General features: G+C 35.7%; 22 protein-coding genes and 1 pseudogene. 6 read left to right on the top strand and 17 right to left on the bottom strand.

What is annotated here, in order from left to right:
- Nucleotide 1: 1 nt before the first annotated feature.
- The 15 genes and pseudogenes from CHSO_RS07100 to CHSO_RS07030 all read right to left on the bottom strand — a co-directional run bounded on the left by CHSO_RS07100 (nucleotide 2) and on the right by CHSO_RS07030 (nucleotide 14,733).
- Nucleotides 2-728: pseudogene (locus CHSO_RS07100) on the bottom strand (SDR family NAD(P)-dependent oxidoreductase).
- Nucleotides 728-2,050, bottom strand: a complete 1,323-nt coding sequence (locus tag CHSO_RS07095) for an FAD-binding oxidoreductase (protein ID WP_045494134.1) — start codon at nucleotides 2,048-2,050, stop codon at nucleotides 728-730. The pseudogene CHSO_RS07100 and the gene CHSO_RS07095 overlap by 1 nt, the downstream one beginning before the upstream one ends.
- Nucleotides 2,047-2,934, bottom strand: coding sequence for a decaprenyl-phosphate phosphoribosyltransferase (locus tag CHSO_RS07090; protein ID WP_045494132.1), 888 nt, complete (start codon nucleotides 2,932-2,934; stop codon nucleotides 2,047-2,049). Before CHSO_RS07090 ends, CHSO_RS07095 begins: the two co-directional genes overlap by 4 nt.
- Before the next feature lie 108 nt (nucleotides 2,935-3,042).
- Nucleotides 3,043-3,732, bottom strand: coding sequence for an OmpA family protein (locus tag CHSO_RS07085; protein WP_045494130.1), 690 nt, complete (start codon nucleotides 3,730-3,732; stop codon nucleotides 3,043-3,045).
- Nucleotides 3,733-3,758: 26 nt separating this feature from the next.
- Entirely contained in the window at nucleotides 3,759-4,250 is a 492-nt protein-coding gene (locus tag CHSO_RS07080; RefSeq protein WP_045494128.1) for a lipocalin family protein, read from the bottom strand.
- A gap of 226 nt (nucleotides 4,251-4,476) precedes the next feature.
- Nucleotides 4,477-6,150, bottom strand: a complete 1,674-nt coding sequence (locus tag CHSO_RS07075) for a S8 family serine peptidase (protein WP_045494125.1) — start codon at nucleotides 6,148-6,150, stop codon at nucleotides 4,477-4,479.
- 80 nt (nucleotides 6,151-6,230) lie between these two features.
- Entirely contained in the window at nucleotides 6,231-6,848 is a 618-nt protein-coding gene (locus tag CHSO_RS07070; protein ID WP_410493395.1) for a WbqC family protein, read from the bottom strand.
- 56 nt (nucleotides 6,849-6,904) lie between these two features.
- Entirely contained in the window at nucleotides 6,905-8,554 is a 1,650-nt protein-coding gene (gene lepB, locus CHSO_RS07065) for a signal peptidase I (RefSeq protein WP_045494122.1), read from the bottom strand.
- A gap of 132 nt (nucleotides 8,555-8,686) precedes the next feature.
- Nucleotides 8,687-9,388: a 4-hydroxy-tetrahydrodipicolinate reductase gene (gene dapB / locus CHSO_RS07060; RefSeq protein ID WP_045502073.1), complete on the bottom strand. Its 702-nt coding sequence runs from the start codon at nucleotides 9,386-9,388 to the stop codon at nucleotides 8,687-8,689.
- Nucleotides 9,389-9,448: 60 nt separating this feature from the next.
- On the bottom strand, nucleotides 9,449-10,087 hold the full coding sequence (locus CHSO_RS07055) for a DUF5683 domain-containing protein (protein WP_045494119.1): 639 nt from the start codon (nucleotides 10,085-10,087) through the stop codon (nucleotides 9,449-9,451).
- On the bottom strand, nucleotides 10,088-10,978 hold the full coding sequence (locus tag CHSO_RS07050) for a ParB/RepB/Spo0J family partition protein (protein ID WP_045494106.1): 891 nt from the start codon (nucleotides 10,976-10,978) through the stop codon (nucleotides 10,088-10,090).
- Nucleotides 10,979-11,047: 69 nt separating this feature from the next.
- On the bottom strand, nucleotides 11,048-11,821 hold the full coding sequence (locus CHSO_RS07045) for a ParA family protein (protein WP_045494103.1): 774 nt from the start codon (nucleotides 11,819-11,821) through the stop codon (nucleotides 11,048-11,050).
- Nucleotides 11,822-11,984: 163 nt separating this feature from the next.
- Nucleotides 11,985-12,833, bottom strand: a complete 849-nt coding sequence (locus CHSO_RS07040) for a hypothetical protein (protein ID WP_052480515.1) — start codon at nucleotides 12,831-12,833, stop codon at nucleotides 11,985-11,987.
- A 187-nt stretch (nucleotides 12,834-13,020) separates the two neighbouring features.
- Nucleotides 13,021-13,311: a hypothetical protein gene (locus CHSO_RS07035; protein ID WP_045494097.1), complete on the bottom strand. Its 291-nt coding sequence runs from the start codon at nucleotides 13,309-13,311 to the stop codon at nucleotides 13,021-13,023.
- A gap of 135 nt (nucleotides 13,312-13,446) precedes the next feature.
- Nucleotides 13,447-14,733, bottom strand: coding sequence for an adenylosuccinate synthase (locus CHSO_RS07030; protein ID WP_045494094.1), 1,287 nt, complete (start codon nucleotides 14,731-14,733; stop codon nucleotides 13,447-13,449).
- Nucleotides 14,734-15,015: 282 nt separating this feature from the next.
- On the opposite strand from CHSO_RS07030, the gene CHSO_RS07025 reads away from it, so the two are divergent.
- Both CHSO_RS07025 and CHSO_RS07020 read left to right on the top strand, forming a co-directional pair.
- Complete coding sequence (locus tag CHSO_RS07025; protein WP_045494091.1) at nucleotides 15,016-15,600, top strand: hypothetical protein; 585 nt, start codon at nucleotides 15,016-15,018, stop codon at nucleotides 15,598-15,600.
- A 15-nt stretch (nucleotides 15,601-15,615) separates the two neighbouring features.
- Nucleotides 15,616-16,548, top strand: a complete 933-nt coding sequence (locus tag CHSO_RS07020; protein WP_052480514.1) for an alpha/beta fold hydrolase — start codon at nucleotides 15,616-15,618, stop codon at nucleotides 16,546-16,548.
- A 204-nt stretch (nucleotides 16,549-16,752) separates the two neighbouring features.
- Here CHSO_RS07020 and CHSO_RS07015 read toward each other — a convergent pair whose 3' ends face one another.
- The gene (locus CHSO_RS07015) at nucleotides 16,753-17,454 is read right to left on the bottom strand and encodes a LytR/AlgR family response regulator transcription factor (protein ID WP_045494088.1); all 702 of its coding nucleotides are present in this window, start codon (nucleotides 17,452-17,454) and stop codon (nucleotides 16,753-16,755) included.
- Nucleotides 17,451-18,473, bottom strand: a complete 1,023-nt coding sequence (locus CHSO_RS07010; protein WP_045494085.1) for a sensor histidine kinase — start codon at nucleotides 18,471-18,473, stop codon at nucleotides 17,451-17,453. The genes CHSO_RS07015 and CHSO_RS07010 overlap by 4 nt, the downstream gene beginning before the upstream one ends.
- A gap of 36 nt (nucleotides 18,474-18,509) precedes the next feature.
- Between CHSO_RS07010 and CHSO_RS25890 the strand changes: the two genes are divergently transcribed.
- The 4 genes from CHSO_RS25890 (at nucleotide 18,510) to CHSO_RS07000 (ending at nucleotide 21,900) form a co-directional block, all read left to right on the top strand.
- Nucleotides 18,510-18,698 (top strand): hypothetical protein, encoded by a 189-nt coding sequence (locus tag CHSO_RS25890; protein ID WP_052480513.1) that lies wholly within the window; start codon nucleotides 18,510-18,512, stop codon nucleotides 18,696-18,698.
- Nucleotides 18,664-20,784, top strand: coding sequence for an outer membrane beta-barrel family protein (locus CHSO_RS07005; protein ID WP_052480512.1), 2,121 nt, complete (start codon nucleotides 18,664-18,666; stop codon nucleotides 20,782-20,784). The genes CHSO_RS25890 and CHSO_RS07005 overlap by 35 nt, the downstream gene beginning before the upstream one ends.
- A 301-nt stretch (nucleotides 20,785-21,085) precedes the next feature.
- Entirely contained in the window at nucleotides 21,086-21,370 is a 285-nt protein-coding gene (locus CHSO_RS26580; RefSeq protein WP_410493404.1) for a zinc ribbon domain-containing protein, read from the top strand.
- Between the two features lie 11 nt (nucleotides 21,371-21,381).
- Nucleotides 21,382-21,900 carry a hypothetical protein gene (locus CHSO_RS07000; RefSeq protein ID WP_045502067.1) on the top strand — a complete coding sequence of 173 codons (519 nt, stop codon included), beginning with the start codon at nucleotides 21,382-21,384 and terminating at the stop codon, nucleotides 21,898-21,900.
- Nucleotides 21,901-21,937 lie beyond the last annotated feature (37 nt).

Raw genomic sequence — 21,937 nt, 5'->3', positions numbered from 1 at the left:
TTTAAAGCTTTAACTTTTTAAATATAAATTCAGGAATATTCCTGATAATCATCATAATAACACTCCAAATCGGCAAAACATAAGCCACATTCTTTTGTTTTTTGAACGCCTTATAAATACAAGCAGCTGCCTGCTTGGGAGTTGCGGTTAATTTAGGATTTAAAGGCAGACCTTCTGTCATTTTAGTTGCCATAAACCCAGGTTTTACCGTTAGTACATGTACTTTTTTTACTGAAAAGATAATTTCTGAGACCACTCAGATAAGCTGTAAAAGCTGCTTTTGCACTTCCGTAAATAAAATTACTCTGTCTTCCACGATCTCCTGCCACCGATGAAAGCCCGATAATTGTTCCGGATCTTCTGCTTTCAAATTTATGGGCAAAATAGTTCATTACCGGAATCAGTTTAGAGTAATTGATATTAATAATACGCTCTGTATTCTTATTATCATACAAGCCTTCTTCGGTTCCTTCTCCTAAATATCCTACGGCACAAAATAATACATTTGAATTGATATAATCAAATTTGTTGTAATCAATTTCTTTCATCAGGTCCAGCTCTATCACTTCGGACTGCTGCAGAAATTTCACATCAATATGTCTTGCAAATCTTTCTGTAGTTTCTTTATTTGAGGTAAAAAGATAGATTTTTTCAAACTTTTCTCCTTCCTGAAGTGCTTTTTCCACAAAGGCCTGTGCTACTTCAGATGTACTTCCCAGAACTATCATTATGAGTTGTTGTTATTTAAGATTCTTTTGTGCTGTAAAGACACAAATTTAGGACTTCGAATGTTTTTCAGATAATTGGTTAATGAGGATCTGCTCATACTGTCTTTGGTAAGATAAATTCTTCCTCCAAACTCCTGAACAATACTATCCAACTCCTCTACCAGTTTTTTAAGCTTTGAATTTACTTTAAAATCCAGTGCCAGTGTATATCCTTCTACAGGGAAAGAATTATAAGCTTCCGGGTTATTTTTCCCGAAAAGTTTCAACACGGCGAGGAATGAACCATTTCCACTGTTGGCGATTGTTTCAAGGATTCTTTTCATTCCTTCTTTTCCAGACTCTTTCGGAATCACCATCTGATATTGTATGAACCCGGATTTCCCGTAGATCTTATTCCATTCATTAATGGCATCTAAAGGATAAAAAAACGTCTCATAATCAATAAAGTTCTTAACTTCTTTTTTGGATTGTTTTTTATAATACAACCAGTTGAAAATTTTTACTGTCAAGGCATTCAATACAAATCCCGGAAAATAAAAAGGAATAGTAGGCTGTAACTTGTTCTTTAATCTTAAAGGAGTTTTTGCCATACTCTGGGGTAATTCGTGCTGGAAAGCATGCTCTCCTCTCATCAGAATACTTCTACCTATATTTTTTCCTTTCTGAAGACAATCAATCCATGCTACGGTATACGTCCAGCTTTCACTTTCGTCAAATAGTTTAAAGATCTCATCAAGGTTATCTGCTTTGATACTTTCCTGGCGGATATAAGCAGATTCTATATTTTTAAGCTTAAATTTTGCAGTCAGAATGATCCCTGTAAGTCCCATTCCACCAATAGTAGCCCAGAACTTTTCTGAATTTTCTTCTCGTGAACAGGTAATGATTTCCCCATTCTCAATCATCAGTTTAAATTCAATCACATATTCTGAAAAACAACCTTCTGCGTGGTGATTCTTTCCATGTACATCAGAAGCAATAGCTCCACCTACGGAAACAAATTTTGTTCCCGGAGTTACATACAGGAAGTATCCCTGCTGAACTGAAATTTCAAGCACCTCCGAGAGTAATACTCCGGACTCACACTCTATAATCCCGTTCAAACGGTCAAAGCTGATAAATTTATTTAATTTTTTGGTGGAAAATATGCTTTCACCCAACGAAGCATCTCCATAACATCTTCCGTTTCCTCTTGCAATAACTTCATTGTGGTTGAGTACGAATTCTTTTATGTTTTTGAAGCTGTCTTCAGATCTCATTTCTTTTTCTACTACCGGGTAATTACCCCAGTTTGTAACTTTCTGTGTGAAATTCGGCTTCATTTCTTAAAGTAAATTTGAATTAAAAATGTGGCCACCCAAAGTAATAAAGTAACCTGTATATAACGGTCTCTGTACACAATTTTTGTAGGAGATTCCGTTCTGTTGTACACCAGTGTCTGCTGCAGATATCTTAGAAGAGCAAATACAACGAAAACTACGGTATAAAATACTCTTTCATGGAATCTTGCCTGTACTTCCGGTGAAAGGGTAAACATCAGATAGCAAACAATTGCTAGTGTAATGGATATAGACAATGCAATGTCTGCAAACTGTACATTATAACCATCCAATGCTTTTCTTGTTTTTCCTGAAACCTGAGCATTGATAAGCTCTCCTCTTCTTTTCCCGATAGCTAATACTAATGCCAGAACAAAAGTCAATAAGATCGCCCATTGGGAAATACTGATCCCGGTAATGTAACCACCCGCCAGAACCCGCAGTACAAATCCTATGGCAATGATAAAAATATCAATGATTGGAACATGCTTTAATCTGAAAGTGTATGCAAGATTCATCACCACATAAAAAGCAATAATGATTGCGAATTTCCATAGCGGCTGCTGAAAATACAACTGGGCAAAACCTACAAAAGCGATATCTGCAATCACGAGCCCTATGAGGATTCCTATTGCAGTAGATTTTGAGATGGCACCACTTGCGAGTGGACGTCTTCTTTTTTCAGGATGTTTCCTGTCCGCTTCAATGTCATTATAATCATTAAGAATATAAACAACACTTGCAGCGAATGAAAAAATGATAAAAGCAAAGATACTTTTGGTAAGTAAATCAAGGTTGGTAATATTACCGGAGAAAAACAGAGGGACAAATACAAAAAGGTTTTTCACCCATTGCTCTACACGGAGCAGTTTTAAATATTTTTTCATTTATGTTATTTCAATTACAAAAATAATAAATTAAAAATTGATTGGCATAAAAATACAAAAAAAACCGCCGGGGCGGTCTTTTACGAAAATATTTATATGTTAAATTAATTACTGCCCTTGCTTGGCATCGTTAATCATTTTTTCATTTGCAGTAATAGCGAATTCAACTCTTCTGTTTTTAGCTCTACCTTCGTCTGTATCGTTGCTAGCAACCGGCATATTTTTACCTTCACCTTTAGTAAACATTCTGCTTCCCGCCAATCCTTTTCCTACTAAATAAGCTTTTACAGCATCTGCTCTTCTTTGAGAAAGTGCCATGTTGTATGCGTCTTTACCTACGCTGTCTGTATGACCATAGATATTGATATTGGTATCCGGGTTATCAACCAATACTTTAGCTAATTTATCTAAATTACTCTGCGCAACAGAAGTAAGATTTGAAGAATCGAAAGCAAAGTTTACAATACTTTCATTCATCGTAACTTTAATACCGTCTCCTACTCTTTCTACCTGAGCACCCGGTAAAGTTTCTTTAATATCTTTGGCCTGCTTATCCATTTTGTTACCGATAACGTTACCAGCAACACCACCAATAATACCCCCTAACACAGCACCAATAGCACCGTTTCCGCCTTTTCCTACATTGTTTCCAAGGATACCGCCCAATACAGCTCCTGAAGCCACTCCTACAGCAGTACCTCTTTGTTGGTGATTAGAATTCTGAACCGCTTCACAGCTTGTCAATAATAATGCTGATGACAAGAAAAGGGCTCCTACGTATGTTTTAGTAAATTTCATTTTTTTAATCTTTTATGTTATTTAAATTATTTCATTCCAGTTCTTTCGAAGTTGTAAACTACTTTTACACTTCCTCCTTCAAACGGAACGTCTTGCTGAAGAGAAAACTGATCTGTACTTTGATTGATTACCGATAAAGTATAACCTGCTACATTCTGTTTTGCTTTTGTACCTGCAAGAACTTTTTTAAACATAAATGTATCACCATTCTTAATTTCAAACTTGATAGGCTGTGTAATGGCCGGGCAGCTTCCTCCTCCATTCAGAGTGTAAGCCCCTGTCCAGTTGTTAGGAATTAATCTCCAGTGGCTTCCAACGAAACACTGCGCATCCGCCCCTTCGTCAAAAGGCTTAATTTTATACCCTTTATCGTAGTCTATGCTCACAATCTGCCAATCTCCTTTTAATTTAAGAAAATCTGCTCTTTGATTCTGAGAGGTAGCTGCGTTATTCACAGAGGAACAAGACACTGCAAAAAGTGATGTTCCTAACATCCCTGCAAGTAGTAACTTTTTCATTTTGTTGTTTATTATTTTGTTACATTAAAGTTACAAAAAACCGTGCCAAAATTGTAATTAAAAAATAAAAAAGTCCGAAAAATTTCGGACTTTTTTATTAGATATTTAAAAATGAATATTTTAACTTTTTTTTAAAAGAAAGCAAAACAGCATTGTATCGCGGTTCTTCCTTTATATCTCTAAGTTTTCCGTTCATAAAACAGATACTCCAATCATTTATAAATAATTATTTTTTAACGGCTTTGGTTGCTTTTTTAACAACAGGGGCTTTGCTTCCGTTATAGAAGTTATTATAAGCGTATTCGGCTGCTTTTTTCACATCTATAACTCCTCCTGCTGCAGAAAAATCAGCGAACCCATTAGCTGCGCTCAGATTGCTCGATTTTTTTAATGACTCAATAATTTGGTCAGGTTTAAGGTTCGGCATATAAGCCAACAGAACTGCTGCCGCTCCGGATACTACCGGAGAAGCCATGGATGTTCCGTCTAAATATTCATACTTGCTTCCTTTAACGGTTGAGTAAATTCTTTCCCCTGGAGCAAAAACATCTACCATTTTCTTATTGAAGTTAGAGAAGCTTGCTCTAAGTGCATTATTATCATTGGTACTTGCCCCAACTACAACCACGTTATTAACAAATGGTTTTTCATCATTAACATTTTTATAGTTGGTAGGATATGCTAAATGTTCTGCCACATCTTCATTTTCATTCCCTGCAGCTTTTACTAAAAGCACCCCTTTATCTTCAGCATATTTGAAAGCATCCCAAACTACATTTTTACCTGGAGAAACAGGTTTACCGAAACTCATGTTCAGGATTTTAGCACCATTATCTACAGCATATCTGATGGCATTGGCAACATCTTTATCTCTTTCGTCTCCATTAGGTACAGCTCTTACCGTCATAATTTTAGCGACTTTTGAGGCAATACCGTGCTGGATTTCTTTCCCTTGAGGAAGTCCTGCAATAATTCCGGCAACGTGTGTTCCGTGTTCTGCATCAGGTCCTTCGTAATGATTGTTTCCGTAATTCTTTTCAGAATAATCATCGTAGTTATCTCCTACAATTTCTTTTCTTGGATCATATGAAAGGTCATATTGTTTTGCTGCAGGAGCAAAATGATCGATGGCATCCTTCATATCCTTTCTCATTCTCTCTTCAAATTCTGCAGAGGATTTCCCTTTAAAATCAGGGCTTTGAGAAACCTGGCTTAACACTTCCAGAGCAACGGCATCTTTTTGATCCGCAGGTTTATTAATGGCTGCAATATTTTCTGCAGTTACCGGTTTTCCAGCCAACAGCTTCACCATATTTGGGATCAGCTCATTAATCATAGAATACGTTCTGAAGTTTTGCTGAGACTCAACACTTTTCTTTGTGAAAAGATCTTTGGCTTTCATATACATATCAAAGTCTTCCGGCATTTTAGCCTGATTGGCTTTGTTTTTTGCAGAGTCATCTCCTTCAAACAGAGGTTTGTATTTGGCAACAACTCGTGTTACTTCCATATTGTCGATATCAATATCACCATTTTTCCCTCCTATGAAGTTCCATCCGTGAATATCATCGATATATCCGTTTCCGTCATCATCTTTACCATTTCCAGGTACTTCATTAGGATTGCTCCACATATTTTTCACCAATCCCGGATGATCTACTTGTACTCCACTATCCAAAACGCCCACGATTACCGTTTTAGGCCTCAACCCTTTTGATTCCAGATATTTATATGCATTTTCTGTATTAACACCATACACTTTTGAAGTGGCAAAATCTTTGTGATACCACATCATTAGATTTTTATCTTCTTTTGGATCAGTACTTTTAGTTTTTGACTCCTGTGCAAAGGAGAATCCTAAACCTGTCAAAAAAACTGCAGCTAATAATACCTTTTTCATATATTGATATTTGTTTTAAAGTCATATACAGCCGTCATCCGTTTTATTCGCAATGAAATTCCGATAGTGACGACTTTCTATTAATGTTTTATATTTTTTATGTAAATAAGTGATTCTGGGCCTTTGTTACAGATAAGATCCAGAACCGATAAATCTTCTAAAAATCCGAATTTGTCTGAGAAAGTCTGATAATAGCTTTCCATTTGAAATTCTGAAGGCTGTTTTGCAGAAAATTTCTCTCTGAAACTCATCCCTTCCGGATTTTTGATATATTCTTCATTCAAAGAGTGTGCCTTTTCTGTTTTCAATATCTGTTGGATGACTTCTAACCCTTTAAGGTTAAAATCCAAAAGAAACTTTTCTTTCAGGTCGAATATTTTTCTGAACTTGTCTTCATAATATTCGAAGTAAGGAGAACTCTGATATGCTGTCTGAATTGATTTCCAGTGAAGTGTTCTCCAATCTTCTCTGTAAGAAATCTCGATATCTTTAAATTCTCTTTTCCCGTTGTGATTGATAGGAATAATCAAAGATAATTTCCCGTTAGCCCCATAGATATTAGCTCTGTTTCTATAGGTTTGCTTTGGAAAGTTCTCAAACTGTTCCAATACTACTTCATTTTCAGCATCTAAAAACACTGAAAACCATGAAACCGGCGGCATATAAAATACCGGTAATAAAACATTCTTCATATTCATAATGCAAAAATGAAGTATTTTTTCAAATACTTCATTCTATTTTAAGTTTAATTTCTTTATAGCTCGTCTTCTGTCTTTTTCTTTTTGAATAATTTCACAAAATACTCCCAACCGAAGAACAGTATTAAAATCATTGCTGCAATCCACCAGTATGAAGTTTTATTAGCTTCGCCAGTGTTTGTTGCTTTAAACATTCTGTCCCAACGGATTTTGAATGGTGCCTGATAGGAAGAACTGCTGTCTGCAAAAGCTCCCTGAAGGCTCATCCATGTAAACATTGGTTTTCCAACGATATTTTCTTCCGGAACGAAACCAAAGAATCTTGCATCTAATGATGCATCTCTGTTATCCCCTACCATCATATAATAATCTTGTTGAATAGTATATTGATTGGCTTCTTTTCCGTTGATAAAGATTTTTCCGTTCTTCTTTTCTAAGCTATTATGCTCGTATTCGGAAATAATCCATTGGAACATTGGAAGGGTTTCATTATTAATGGTGACTACGTCTCCTTTTTTAGGAATTCTTACTGGTCCGTACCAATCCTGATTCCATGGTTTATTTACAGGGAATATAGATTGCGTTGTATCTATTTTTGTTCTGGCTTCGTCTCTATAAGCTATTGCAGCTTCCCCTTTCACCGAAACATCTTCTTTCATATCTACTACATGCGGAAGTCCCTTAATGTCTTTAGCAATCTTATCTGTTAAACCTTGAAAGGCATAAATAAATCCACCATTATTTTGCTGTTGTTCCACTACCGGTAAAAAACCATAGGCTTTGTATAATGTAGGGATGTCCAGTTGACTATCAGTAATTACAATATATCTGTGCTGTACTTCCTGATCACCTAAAACAACTTCCGGTTTTCCGTTCACGAAAAGTCTTCCGGCTCTCATTTCAAAAGTATCTCCAGCTGTGGCCACACATCTTTTTACATAAGGATCTTTTCTATCAATGGCTGTATGAACTGAATCCTGAGGGTAGTTAAAAACAACTACATCATTTTTCTGGGGCTTACTGAACTGTAAAATTCTTGTATATGGTAGTTTCACTCCGTCTACATAAGATTTTGGATCATCTTTTGGATTTCCTTTCTCTCCAGTATCCATGATCGTTCCCTGAAGGAATGGTATGGCTAAAGGACGCATTGGTAGCCTGTATCCATAGCTCCATTTGTTTACGAAAAGGAAGTCTCCCACCAGTAAGGTTCTCTCCATAGATCCTGTAGGAATCCCGAACGGCTGGGTTACAAAAACGTGAATAATGGTTGCAAATACTACCGCGAAAGTAATAGATCCCAGAAATGTATCTTTCTTTTTGGCCTCTTTTTCTTCATCGGTAAGATACAGCTCATTGGCACTTTCATCCTCCAACTCTACATCTTTAGAATAGTTGATGGTTGCCATATAAATAAAAGGAAGAATCACGGTAAGAATCTGATCCTTGAAAAGTGTTTTTCCAAACTTCTTCACTAAATAAAGATGAAACACAGACATCATGATTGGCCCTACAATCGGGAGATATGAAAGGACCGCCCACCATTTCGGATGTTTTGTTTCTTTCAGGATAATAAAATAGTTGTAGAAAGGTATAAATGCAAATAAAGGGCTGTACCCCATTTTCTTAAACAACTTCCATGTTGAAATCCCCATTAATACGGATAAAATGAGGACATACACTGTATACGTTAAAAAATAATTCATAATTTTTTTGTGCCTGTTCTTATGATATAAATGATAAATGATGAGTAATAAATGATAACAGCTTTTCCGCTATTGACAATTCACTATTCATCATTTTCATAATTGGTCTGCAATTTACAGAATTTGTTACAATTAAAGCCCTAAAACGTCCTTCATTCCGAAGTTTCCTTTTTTGTCTTTGATCCATTCGGCAGCTACTACGGCTCCTAATGCAAAGCCATTTCTGTTGAATGCGGTATGCTTAATCTCAATTTCATCTACTTCACTTCTGTAGAAAACACTATGAGTTCCAGGAACTTCATCTTCACGAACAGCGAAAATTCCCAGTTGTTTACCTTCTGTTTCTTCCAGTTTCCAAGCATCAAATTTCGGATTATTATTGATGATCCCTTCTGCTATAGAGATGGCGGTTCCGCTTGGGGCATCTTTTTTATGGATATGATGAATTTCTTCCAGCTGACAAGAATATTCATTCACATTCTTCATTAGGTCAGCCAGTTTTTCGTTGAGAGCGAAGAATAAATTAACACCTAAACTAAAGTTTGAACCATATAAAAATGCGGTATCATTATCTACAGCAAGTTTTTCTATTTCAGCTTTTTGATCCAGCCATCCTGTTGTTCCGCAGATTACCGGAATTTTATTTTCTAGACAGGCTTTGATATTGTCATATGCAACTTCCGGTAAGGAAAATTCAATAACAACATCCGGATTATTAAGATTTTCAGCAGTTGGGGTTTCCTTCAGGCGAGCCACTACTTCGTGACCTCTTTTCTGTGCAATCTCATCAATGATCTTACCCATTTTACCGTAACCAACTAATGCTATTTTCATGTAATCTTTTTTATGTTTATTGTTACATTCCACCTTTCGGTTTTATGTATGTATTGTCTGTTAAAATCTATAACTTAAAGCAAATCCTGTTTTAGGTGTATCAAATCCATATTGATCCTGGATCAGTGATGGTTTAAATGTCAAATCAGGGTCATGGCGACTTTCATAAAGGTGTGCGTCCACTACAGCATCTACAATATTCAATATATAGATAAGCCCTGTAATGGCAATTGCATAATCTCTTTGCCTTTTTGCTCTGTCCTGAGCATTTCCTAACGCTCTTTTGTCTAACCAAGGGCGGGCATCCACGAATTCGTTGGGTGTACCGTTTAGCTTGGCAATATAATACTCGCGGTATTTCTTGTATTGGTTATCATTCCATATGGCAATACCTACTCCAGCTCCTACAGCTCCCCACACGATTGGGATTTTCCAGTATTTTTTATTGTAAAACTGTCCTAAACCTGGTAATACTGCAGAATACAACCCAGCTCTGGTTGGGTTAAGCTTTACCGTTACTTTGGTTGGTCCGTTTGCTTTCTCAAGATCTTCGATGATTTTTGCTTCCGTTTTGGTTGGTTTTATCAAACGAAGTTCCTCTTTCGGAGGTGTCTGTACCCGAACTGTATCTATAGGTGCAACTTGTGAATAAGCCCATGCAGCGATACACAAGAAAAATGTGAAAAATATTTTCTTCATTTATTTAATATGGGATAAAATATATTCCAGCTCTTCTTCATTCTTGAAGTCCAGAACAATTTTACCTTTTTTACCATTTCCAGAAGCCTTGATTTCCACTTTTACATCCAGGATATCAGCGATAGTCTTCTGGGCTCTTTTATAGTTATTGGAAAGTTCTGCATTTACTTTTTTAGCTACTGCAGACTTTGGATTTTTTAATGCTGCCGCAGCTTGTTCAGCCTGACGAACATTTAATTTTTCTTTAATGATAAGATCGAATAAAACCTGTTGATCTTCTTCATTTTCAAGGCTAATAATCGCTCTACCGTGTCCTGCAGAAATCTCACCACTTCTGATGGCATTCTGAATATCCGGATTTAATCTTAAAAGTCTGATTGAATTGGTAATGGTACTTCTATCCTTTCCTATTCTCTGGCTTAGATTTTCCTGAGTAAGACCGATTTCTTCCAAAAGCCTGTGATAAGTAAGGGCAATTTCAATCGCATCAAGATCTTCTCTCTGGATATTTTCTACAAGAGCCATCTCAAGAAGCTCCTGGTCATTTACCAAACGAATATAAGCAGGAACGGTTGTTAACCCCGCAATTTTACTTGCTCTGTAACGTCTTTCCCCGGATATGATCTCAAATTTTTCACCGTCTTTTCTTAGGGTAATCGGCTGGATAATCCCTAAATTTTTAATAGACTGCGCTAATTCTTCTAATGCTTTTTCATCAAAATAAGTTCTCGGCTGCGTTGGGTTCGGATATATATCTTCAAGCGCAACTTCTACAATATTTCCCACAAACTTATCTGCTCCCTCATCTGTAGCGGAATTGACAGTTGCTTTGGATTCTGCACTCAAAATGGCGCCCAAGCCGCGTCCCATAGCTCTTTTTTTGTCCTTCATAGATATAATTGATAAATGATGTTTGGTAAGTGATGGCTAGCATTCACTCATTGGCCATTTATTATTAATTTAATTCTTTACTAAATTTTCGTTCTTTAAAAGAACTTCTTCAGCTAACTGAATATACTGAACTGCTCCTTTACTTTCTGCATCATAGTTTAGGATACTTTCTCCGAAACTCGGCGCTTCACTCAATCTTACATTTCTGCTGATAATGGTTTCAAAAACCATTTCCGGGAAGTGAAGGTTTACTTCTTCCACCACCTGGTTAGATAGTCTTAATCTGCTGTCATACATTGTAAGAAGGAGACCTTCTATTCCAAGATCTTTGTTATGGATCTTCTGAACATTTTTAACGGTATTCAAAAGTTTTCCAAGTCCTTCTAATGCAAAATACTCGCACTGGATTGGAATAATCACAGAATCCGCTGCTGTAAGAGCATTCACTGTAATCAGACCTAAACTCGGTGCACAGTCGATGATGATATAGTCATAATCATCTCTTACACTGGCCAGAGCTTTTTTCAGCATATATTCACGATCTTCCTTGTCTACCAATTCGATTTCTGCTGCTACCAGGTCTATATGTGATGGAATAATATCCAGATTCGGCGTTGCCGTTCTTTTGATACAAGCTCTTGTATCTGCACTATGCTCCAGTAGATTATATGTGGAATACTGAACATCTTCTACTCCCAAACCCGATGTAGCATTGGCCTGAGGGTCAGCGTCAATAATCAATATTTTTTTTTCCAATACTCCTAATGCTGCTGCTAAGTTTACAGCGGTGGTAGTTTTTCCTACCCCACCTTTTTGATTAGCAATACCTATGATTTTTGCCATTATTAGAACTTTAAGTTTCAAAAATACACTTTTTTATTCGCTCCCGATAGATGGGGAAAATCAAAATTGAGTTAAAATATTGTTAATAAGCAATTTAGCGATAAAAAAAATTATCCACAAAAAAAAATCTTTGTGGATAACTATTAAAAATTGATTTTTGATATTAATTATCAAACTTCATGGAGATTGGAAACTTGAAGTAACTTCTCACAAATTCTCCTTTTTTATTTTTGGCAGGAGTCCAGGTTCCTTTGTTTGAAATCGCCTTCACTGTTCTGATTGCCTCATTGTTAAAATCGGCATTGGTTCCGTTAGCTTTTACCCCTGAAATTGTTCCATCCATTTCTACAATGAATGTAACCATAGTTTTTACTATTTCTTCTGATTCGAAGCCTGAACCATCGAAATTCTTCATTACTTTATTTCTGAAAGAGTCTATCCCGCCATTGAAGCTGGCTTCTACTCCAAGTTCGCCTGACTCTACAATTTTACTTTTATCAACAACCTCTTGAATTACGGGTGGTTGCGTATTGATTACCGGCCCTACAGGTACGGTAGTGGGCACATGTGTGTTTTGAGGCACGACATCTCCTTTAAAATGATTTGTAAAGCCTGCTACAGCATCATCCGGAACAGGATCTTTTTTCACATTATCCTGTGCTGTACTTGATGGTATAGGAACTGTACTGTCAAATGTTTTTGTATTCGGAGCCGTTGCTGGTTTCACAGGTGTAATCTTCACTGGTGGGTCTTTCTCCTGTACATCAACAACTTTAATTATCCTTGTCCCGTTATCAGTAGTGGTTGTGCTGACAATTTCGTCTGATCTAAACGCAGAAATCACAGCTGGCGTAATAGATACAGCAGCCATCAGGCTTACTCCTATAAAAAGTGCTTTGGTTAATATTCTATCTGATTCGTTTCTTAATACATAAGCACCGTACTCTTTATTGCGGTGCTCGAAAAGGACTTCGTTAAAACGAAATTCCTGGTTTTGATTCTGGTGTTTCATCACTATTACTATTTAAACTGTTAAAAAATGTGATTGTTAGTTCTTATCGATAAGCAGTGTTTCAATATCAAAAGATTTGCCAGAATTTTACCAAAACAACATAATATTATAAAATTTTATGAAAATGTTTAAAATTTAACATTTCAACCATTGAAAATATATACCTAAAATGCATTAAAGTATTGGATTATGTAAAAATCATCAGCAGCATAATCACTGGTATTAATAATCCCAAAGAATTGATAATAATAAGAATAACGGAACTGATCTTTGCTCTTTTATAACTTTTACCGGCAAAATAAATACCGGCAACACTCAATAACAAGCTGCAAACAATAAACAAATCCAGCAGAAAATTACTATGAAGATTTATTGGAAACCCTAAATAAACACCTATTAAAACAGCATATGCAATAGTAAAGTATAAACTTATTACAATATTGCTCATTGTAGATTGAGGCACTCTATTATTTTCCATTTGATTATATATAAGAGTTAAATATAAGAGTTTTCAATAAATCCATGCCAAGGTTTAAAACCTTGACATGGATAGCAAACAAAAAAAAGAGACGATCAAAACTGACCGTCTCTTTTTATTTATGTTCTAAGAATATTAGAATAATTCTTTTCTGATGATGTTCTGACTTCTTTCAGGACCTACAGAAACTAAGTATACGTTAATTCCTAAATATTTCTCAATAAACTCGATGTATTTCTGAGCATTGTCCGGAAGTTCATCATAGCTTCTAGCTTTTGTGATATCTTCCTCCCAACCTGGTAAATCCTGATAGATTGGCTCATAGTTATACAACTTTTCTGTTGACGAAGTAAAGTAATCAATAATTTTTCCGTCTTCAGTTTTGTAGTGGGTAACGATTTTAAGGTTTTCAATTCCTGTAAGAACGTCCAGTTTTGTAATAACAAGGTTATTGATTCCGTTAATCATACAAGCATGCTTTAAAGAAACAAGGTCTAACCAACCTGTTCTTCTCGGTCTTCCTGTAGTTGCTCCGAATTCACCACCGATTTGTCTGATTTTCTCACCTAATTCGTTGTCTAATTCAGATGGGAAAGGTCCGTTACCTACTCTTGTACAGTATGCTTTTGCAACACCAATCAGATTTTGAAGTGATGTTGGTGGCACTCCTGCTCCCGAACAAACTCCTCCTGTAGATGGAGAAGATGAAGTTACATACGGATAAGTACCGAAGTCGATATCAAGCATTAAAGCTTGCGCTCCTTCAAATAAAACATTTTTACCATCTCTGATCGCTTCGTTTAGCTCTACTTCAGTATCAACGATTCTGTCCTGAAGCTGTTTTCCGATTTCTAAATATTCGTTGTAAATTTCTTCAACGTCTAATGTCGGTTTTCCGTAATATTTTTCAAAAAGAGAATTTTTAACCTTTAGGTTTTTCTCAATTTTATCTCTTAAAATCTCAGGGTTTAATAGGTCAACCATTCTGATTCCGACTCTTGCAATTTTATCTTCGTAGCAAGGTCCGATTCCTTTTTTGGTTGTTCCAATCTGAGTTCCTCCCTGTTCCTCTTCACGGTAAGTATCCAAAAGAATGTGGTAAGGCATGATCACATGCGCTCTTCTGCTAATAAAAATGTGATCTGTTCTCAAGCCTTTGCTCTCGATCTGACCAACTTCTCTAATAAAAGACTTAGGGTTTACCACTACTCCGTTCGCAATGATACATTTCCCTTTGCATTGAAGAACTCCTGAAGGAAGAAGGTGTAGAACGAATTTTTCTTCACCAACATATACCGTGTGACCAGCGTTGTCTCCCCCTTGGAAACGTACTACATAGTCCGATTTTGCTGATAAAACATCCGTGATTTTACCTTTACCTTCATCTCCATACTGAAGGCCTACAACTACATAAGTTGACATATTTTACTTTTGTTTTAAGATTCGTGCAAAATTACTTTTAAAAAATTGGGTGAGCAAATTATAGATAGATTTTATTTTTGAATAGGATGAAAATCATAAGACTAAAAACAGAAACAATTATCTGTATTGAGTCATTAACACAATATTGAATACATCTCAGATATAATTTATAGAAAAAGTTCAGAGTTTATAAAAGAGAAATGAAGTTACACCTCTGGAAGATAAGTTTCCTCTTAACATTTATTCAAAATAGTCTATATTTACTATTAAGATAAACTTACAATGAAATCTAAAATCCTGTTCTTATTTCTTATAATTCCGATATTTTATTTAAAAGCACAAGATAAAGTGGAAGAATATTTAGGTATACCTGGGCCTATCAACTTAGGACAAAAGGTTTATAATTTGGCGTGGAGCTCACATCCTAATGATATGTACTTTAAACAAGAGTATATAGAACCCAAGGAAAAAATCAACAAATACAATAGCATGGTCCTGATTGATTTTGTAAAAGGAGACTTTAAACTTAAGGAAGTTATTGACCATAAAATAGCTGAGCTTGAAGAAATGAAAAAAATCAATCCGATTGTCAATTATCAAGTTCTTGAGAAGGATGGAGAATATATTTTAGACTTTTTAATTAGTGAGAACTCGAAAGATGGAAAGGAAATCCTAATTGCTGAAAGGAACGTCTACCGTTACAAAATCATTACTAATAGTAAAAACAATGGGCTTTTACTTTTCGCAATAAGCCAAAGAGGATATAAAGAAAATATGGATCAATTTTTCAAAAATTTAAAAACTAATCCTTCTCAATTGATTGAAGTAATAGGAAATTATAGAATCCCTGAAATCAAAATCAAATAATATTTAAACATCCTTATGGCTTCATTCCGAACATCATCATATCTACCATCAAAAATAAACAGCGAGTCCCAACTTTTTCATACTCTGTTTTCCTCAGAAACAGCAAAAGCTACTCTCCTCATCGTTCACGGTATGCAGGAACACAGCGGAAGATATGCGGAAATAGCAGAGTATTTTGCCAGTCATGGGATTGCTGTTCTTACCTATGATCATCTGGGTCATGGAAAATCTGTAAAAGATAAAAGCGAGATTGGTTTCTTCCAGCTTGATCAACCTGATGAAAGGCTAATTGCTGATGCAGAAATGATGGCAGACCATCTTGCAAAAGAATATCCGGATATTCCTCATTTTATTTTGGGGCATTCTATGGGATCATTTATTACCCGTTGTCTTCTTCAACGAGCCAGCAGCAAGTTTGCAGGAGCTATTATTACCGGAACCGGCGGCCCTTTGCCGGGAATTGATGTATTAAGAGGGTATTTATCGTTAGCTAATAGGATTGCTCCTCATCATCGTACTTTTCTAAATTCTGTTTTTACTAAGGTTAACAATAAGCAGTTTAAAAAGGATAAGGACTTTGGTGATACAAGCTGGCTCAGCATTAATCCTAAGAACAGAAGAGCTTTTGAACAGGATGAATTGTGTGGAATTCCTTTTACTCACAATGCTTTTTACACCCTGTTTACGGTTTATAAAAGAGCGACTTCCAGAAACTGGGCAAGTTCTATTTCTCCATCATTCCCTTTTCTGTTCGTAAGTGGACAGAATGATCCGATTGGAGATTTTAGTAAAGGAGTAATGCTTACCGTCAACAATTTAAAGGCTGATGGATTTCAGGATGTGGATGCAAAGATCTATCCGGAGATGCGTCATGAGATTTTAAATGAGGAGATACGGGAACAGGTGCTGAGTGAGATTTATGATTGGATGTTGAAACATTGTCAATAGGTTCTTGCGGATAGAGGTAATGCAATAGGTTTTTCCCACAGATAGCACAGATTTCCACAGATGATTATGTATGATTTCTGTGTAATCTGTAAAATCTGCGAGAAAATTTAAACGCTTTCAAATCTTACAAATTATGATTTTTTGCTGTTATTTTTCTTTTCTTGAAATTGAAATTTCGGCGTAATTAAAAAAAATATAAAAGCATTATCCGCTGGTTTCAATCCATTCTGAGAAAGGTTTCCGGTAAGTTTCTCCTACAGTAACGAAGTCCTGGTTTCTCATCTGGATTCTGTTTCCTTCAATGACTTTGATTTTATCAGTCGCGATGATGTAAGACCGATGAATACGCATAAATCTGTTTTCGGGAAGTTTCTCTAAGATATCTTTCATATTTTCCAGCACCATGATTTTATCGTTGATGGTGTGAATTCTGATATAATCTTTCAATCCTTCAATATAAATAATCTCATCAAAGGCTATTTTGTAGTATTTTCTGTCTGACCGCACAAAAAGATGATCCATCTGTGGCTCGGGAATGAAAGCCTGCTGCCATTGTATAAATTTCTGTACTCCCTGATAAAAACGATTGAAAGTAATAGGTTTCAGTAAAAAATCGACAACATGAAAATCGAAAGCTTCCAGAGCATATTCAGCATAGGCAGTGGTTACGATGAAATTATGATTCTTATTGAACATTTTCATCATTTCAATTCCTGTAAGTTCAGGCATCTGAATATCAATAAAAATAAGATCTATATTTTCTGAACCCAACAATTTCATGACTTCATACACATCACTTCCGGCATAGATGATATTCAGCAGATCTGTTTTTAGGGCATAATCATTTAAAAGCCTTACCGCAAAGGGCTCATCATCAAGGATAATACAATTGATCTTTTGTTTCATGAAAGTTGAATTTGTATGGATGCTTTAAATTTATTTTCAAGACGGATGGTTTCCAGCTTATATTTTCCGTGATACAGCATATCTAGCCTGTTTTTAAGGTTGTCTAAGCCAATACCGCCCAGTTTATCTGTTTTTTTATTTCCTATAGAATTAATGACTTCAAAATTCAGATTTTTATCATCAGAATTTATATTGATTTCAATGGGATCTTTTTCTGAATAAGCTCCATGTTTTAAGGCATTTTCTATCAATGGTGACAGAATATACGGTGCTATTCTTTGTTTTTCATCTTTAATTCCTGACTGCCATTTTACGATATTATTTTCATAGTGTCTTAATTCCTCCAGCTCTATATAGGCTTTTATATAATCCAGCTCTTCTGACAGGGCGATATGTTCTTTTTGGGCCTCATAAGTGGTAAAACGCATGATACTGCTCAGCTTTTCAATAGCAGAAAGGGATTCCGGAGATTGAAAATGAACCATTGAATAGATATTATTCAAGGTATTGAAAATAAAATGCGGATTGATCTGTGCTTTAAGGAATTTGATCTCTGTATTTTTCTGTTCTTCCAGAATCACTTTATTATATTCTAAGAGTCTTATCACATGAATAATTAACCATAAAAATGAGCTAAAAATAATAGGTTTGCTGCTGTAGGCAAGGTTATCCAGAAGATAGCTTCCTAAGACCGGACTTGTGTAATTCACCTGCCCTAGCCACCAGTCCGTAAGAATCTGTTCAATCACAAATCGGGTTAATGTAAAGAACAGATAAGTAATGATAATTCCTGCCAATAGTTTTATCCATTTAAAATCTTTGAAGATCCTTGGCATTACCATGATATAATTAAAATAGAATGTCAGCACGAAAACTACAGCATAGGTTTTAAAGAATAAATCCAATTCTGGTATTTCGAAAGAAAGCGGTTTGCCCACCAGCATAAAATACAGAGTCAGCAGCCAAAATAAGATATGCAGGCCAGCTTCTGTCTTTTTATTCAGATATAGTTTTCCCATATCGGTTATTATTTTTTTTTGTAAAAATAGGTTTTTATGGAAAAGCTTCACAGCGGGTTTGTCGACAAAATACCGGGGAACGTCGATAAAATTGGTTTCTGGTGGCTCAATGCTGCAGTTTTGCTGAAAAATAAAGACAAAGACTATGAAAACTTTACTTCTTCCAGCGATACTCCTTTTATTTTTAAACATGATGAATGCTCAGGAAAAAAAGACCAACGATGAAACCTCTTTAGAAACTGTTGTCATAAAAAAAGAAAAAAAAATTATTGAAAGAAAAGTAGATCGATTGATTTATAATGTTGAGAATTCTACAGCTTCAACGGGTGGTAATGCTTTGGATGCTTTAAAATCTGCTCCGATGGTAAGAGTTCAAGATGAAACAGTTTCCATCGTAGGAAAAGGGGAAGTATTGATTATGATTGATGACCATATTCAAAAAATTCCGGCCAATGAGGTTGCTGCTTTCCTGAAAACCATTCCTTCGGATAATATTAAAAGTATTGAAGTTATCACTTCTCCACCTGCAAAATATGAAGCGGAAGGAAACAACGGTATTATCAATATTAAACTTAAAACCGCAAAAAAGAATTCATGGAATGCCAGCGTAGGAACCAATTATACTCAAAGGTTCTATGCCGGAAACAGTGTTCAGGGAATGTTTAATTATAACCATGGAAAACTTTCTCTACAATCTTCTGTGTATGTGGAACAGCAAAAATTTCGTTCCAGTTCTCAAACCAACACTTATTATCAAAATGAATTATGGTCTATGGATACACAAAGTATCAGTAAGAATAAGAATCTGGGCATCAGCTTGGGAGCTGATTATAAAGTCACAGATCAATGGACAACCGGATTAAAATATTTGGGAAGCTTCAGTACAGAAAACGGTTCGGGTTCACCGTTTACATCAAGAATAAATTATCAAAACTCACTGCCTGATTCTTTCATTTCTTCTGATACTCAGTCTTCCAACAAACCCAATATTCATAGTTTAAACTGGTTCAACACGATAAAAATGGACAGTGCAAGAACTATACTGACCACAGATTTTGACTTTTTTGACTATAAAAAGGATGATACAAGAGACTTCTATGGCAGTGAGCTTGATGCCAACAAGCAAATGCTTCCCGGCACTTATTTTTCTGCACTGAATTCCAACGTGAACAAAATTCGAAATTATTCTGGAAAAGCAGATCTGGAAACCAAACTGTCTTGGGTTGATCTTAATTTCGGTGGCCGTTTTTCTTTTACCCGTACTGACAATAATTTTTCAGCCTACCATAAAGAAACAGGAGTGGCTGTACTCGATACGGACCAGTCCAATACTTTCATTTACAAGGAATATAATGAGGCCCTATATTTTTCATTGAGCAGAAAATTCAACAGTCAATGGGAGGCAAAACTTGGATTACGTGCTGAAGCTACCCAAACCATTGGATTTTCTGAGAACCGTAATCAGACCGACAAGAATAATTATATCAAACTGTTTCCAACGGCTTATCTTACGTATACCATGAACACCAATCATTCCTTTTCATTGAATTATAACAGAAGGATCAGACGTCCGGATTTTGATTATCTGAATCCGTTTGTTGTGCGAACAAGTCCATTTTACTATTCTGAAGGAAATCCTTATCTGAAGCCTTCTATTATTGACAATTTAGAGTTTTCCTATATCAAGGGACAAAAATGGACTTCTTCATTATATTATTCCAAAGTTTCAGATTTCGGGCAGGCATTGTCTATTTTAAATCCTGAAACCAATATTACCAGAAATATACCCATGAATTATGCTGACACTTACCAGATCGGCTTTTCAACCTCTTATAATTTCAGTGCGGTAAAAGGGTGGAACAGCTTTTCAGGGTTTAATGTTAATTATCAGAATGTAAAATCTAAAGTTCCTTACACCGCCTCTATTGATGGCTACAATGCTTATCTGTACAGCAATAATGACTTTACTCTTAATAAGAAAAAAACAGTTTCTTTAAGTGTTAATTATGGCTTACAACTTCCTGGCAGATACCAGATCTTCCATATTTCTACGATGAATATTCTGGATGTTACTGTAAAAATATTGTGTCTGGATAAAAAGCTTTCAATATCTCTTACCGGAACTGATCTTCTGAACAGCCAAAGACCCCTGATCTCTTATCAGTCTAATGGGATTGAAACCAATTTCAGAAACAATAATTATACAAGAGGTTTCAGACTTTCATTAAGCTACAGATTCGGGAATAATAATTTGAAATCTAAGGATAGAAGTTTCGGGAATGAGGAGGAAAGAAGCAGGATGAATCAATAAACTTCTTATTTGATGAATTTCTAACAGATTTCGAAGATGTTTATGGATCTATTTATCTGCTTGATCTGCGAGGTTTTTTCTATACTGAGATTCTTCATTCTGCTTCTGAACTGCGTTCGCTGACCTTCTGTCTATATTCAGAATGCAGAAACAAGTTTTTACCGGTTGAACGGATAAATATTTAATGATAAAATATAGAGTTAGATTTGTTGAGATTGCTTCGCTTCACTCGCAATGACGTATCTAATAATTTTGCATTTTTGATTTTCCTATTAAAAAAAATAATGAACATCATTGATCGATTGATTTCCGTGCTTACTACTTTATAATCTATATACAAAAATCGTCAGAACTACGGAATACCTCTGAAAAATCGCCTAACGGGAGCAGAACCAATCTCCACGGTTCTATCAGTACAATGTATTATGATAATTGCTACGAAAAAGGGCAATTTAAACAATCAGATACCACAGCAAAGGAAATGCAGGATTTTGTAAAAAACAAAATGAAGACTATGGGATTTTCCTGTTTTCTGGCCAGCTTATTTTCAAAAGGAATTCCTAAATTAGAACGTTGGAAAAATTAAAAATCAACACCATGACCATAGAAGAACTTTTTAAAGACAAAACCACCAAAGCAAAGGAAAAAACAGAGATTATCAGCAAATGGATCATTGATACTTCCCTACCCACAGATGAATTGATTGCTTTTTCTGAAAAATCTAAAGATCCTGTAAAAGGGACCTGCATAGAAGCTATGGAATATGCTACAAAGCAAAATCCTAATCTTGCAGACGAAACTGTATTCACATTCGTCACCCATACCCTTACTGAAAAAGCACCCAGAATAAAATGGGAAAGTGCAAAAGTAATAGGTAATACAGCTCATTTATTTCCGGAAAATCTGGATCTGACTATCACTAATCTGATAGCAAACACTGAAGATGAGAGCACTGTTGTCCGTTGGAGTGCTGCATTTGCATTGGGAGAGATACTGAAACTAAAAACACCACACAATACTACTCTTCTTCCGACCCTTGAAAATATCAGTGAAAAAGAGGAAAAGAACAGCATCAAGAAAATTTATCTGGATGCGATTAAGAAAACGAAAAAGTAATCTTCTAAATAGATAGACATAAAAATCCTGAAAATAA

It is taken from the genome of Chryseobacterium sp. StRB126 (assembly GCF_000829375.1).
Classification (GTDB): domain Bacteria; phylum Bacteroidota; class Bacteroidia; order Flavobacteriales; family Weeksellaceae; genus Chryseobacterium.
Note: the sequence above shows the minus strand (reverse complement) of the source record. Positions and strands in the feature narration are given on the sequence as shown.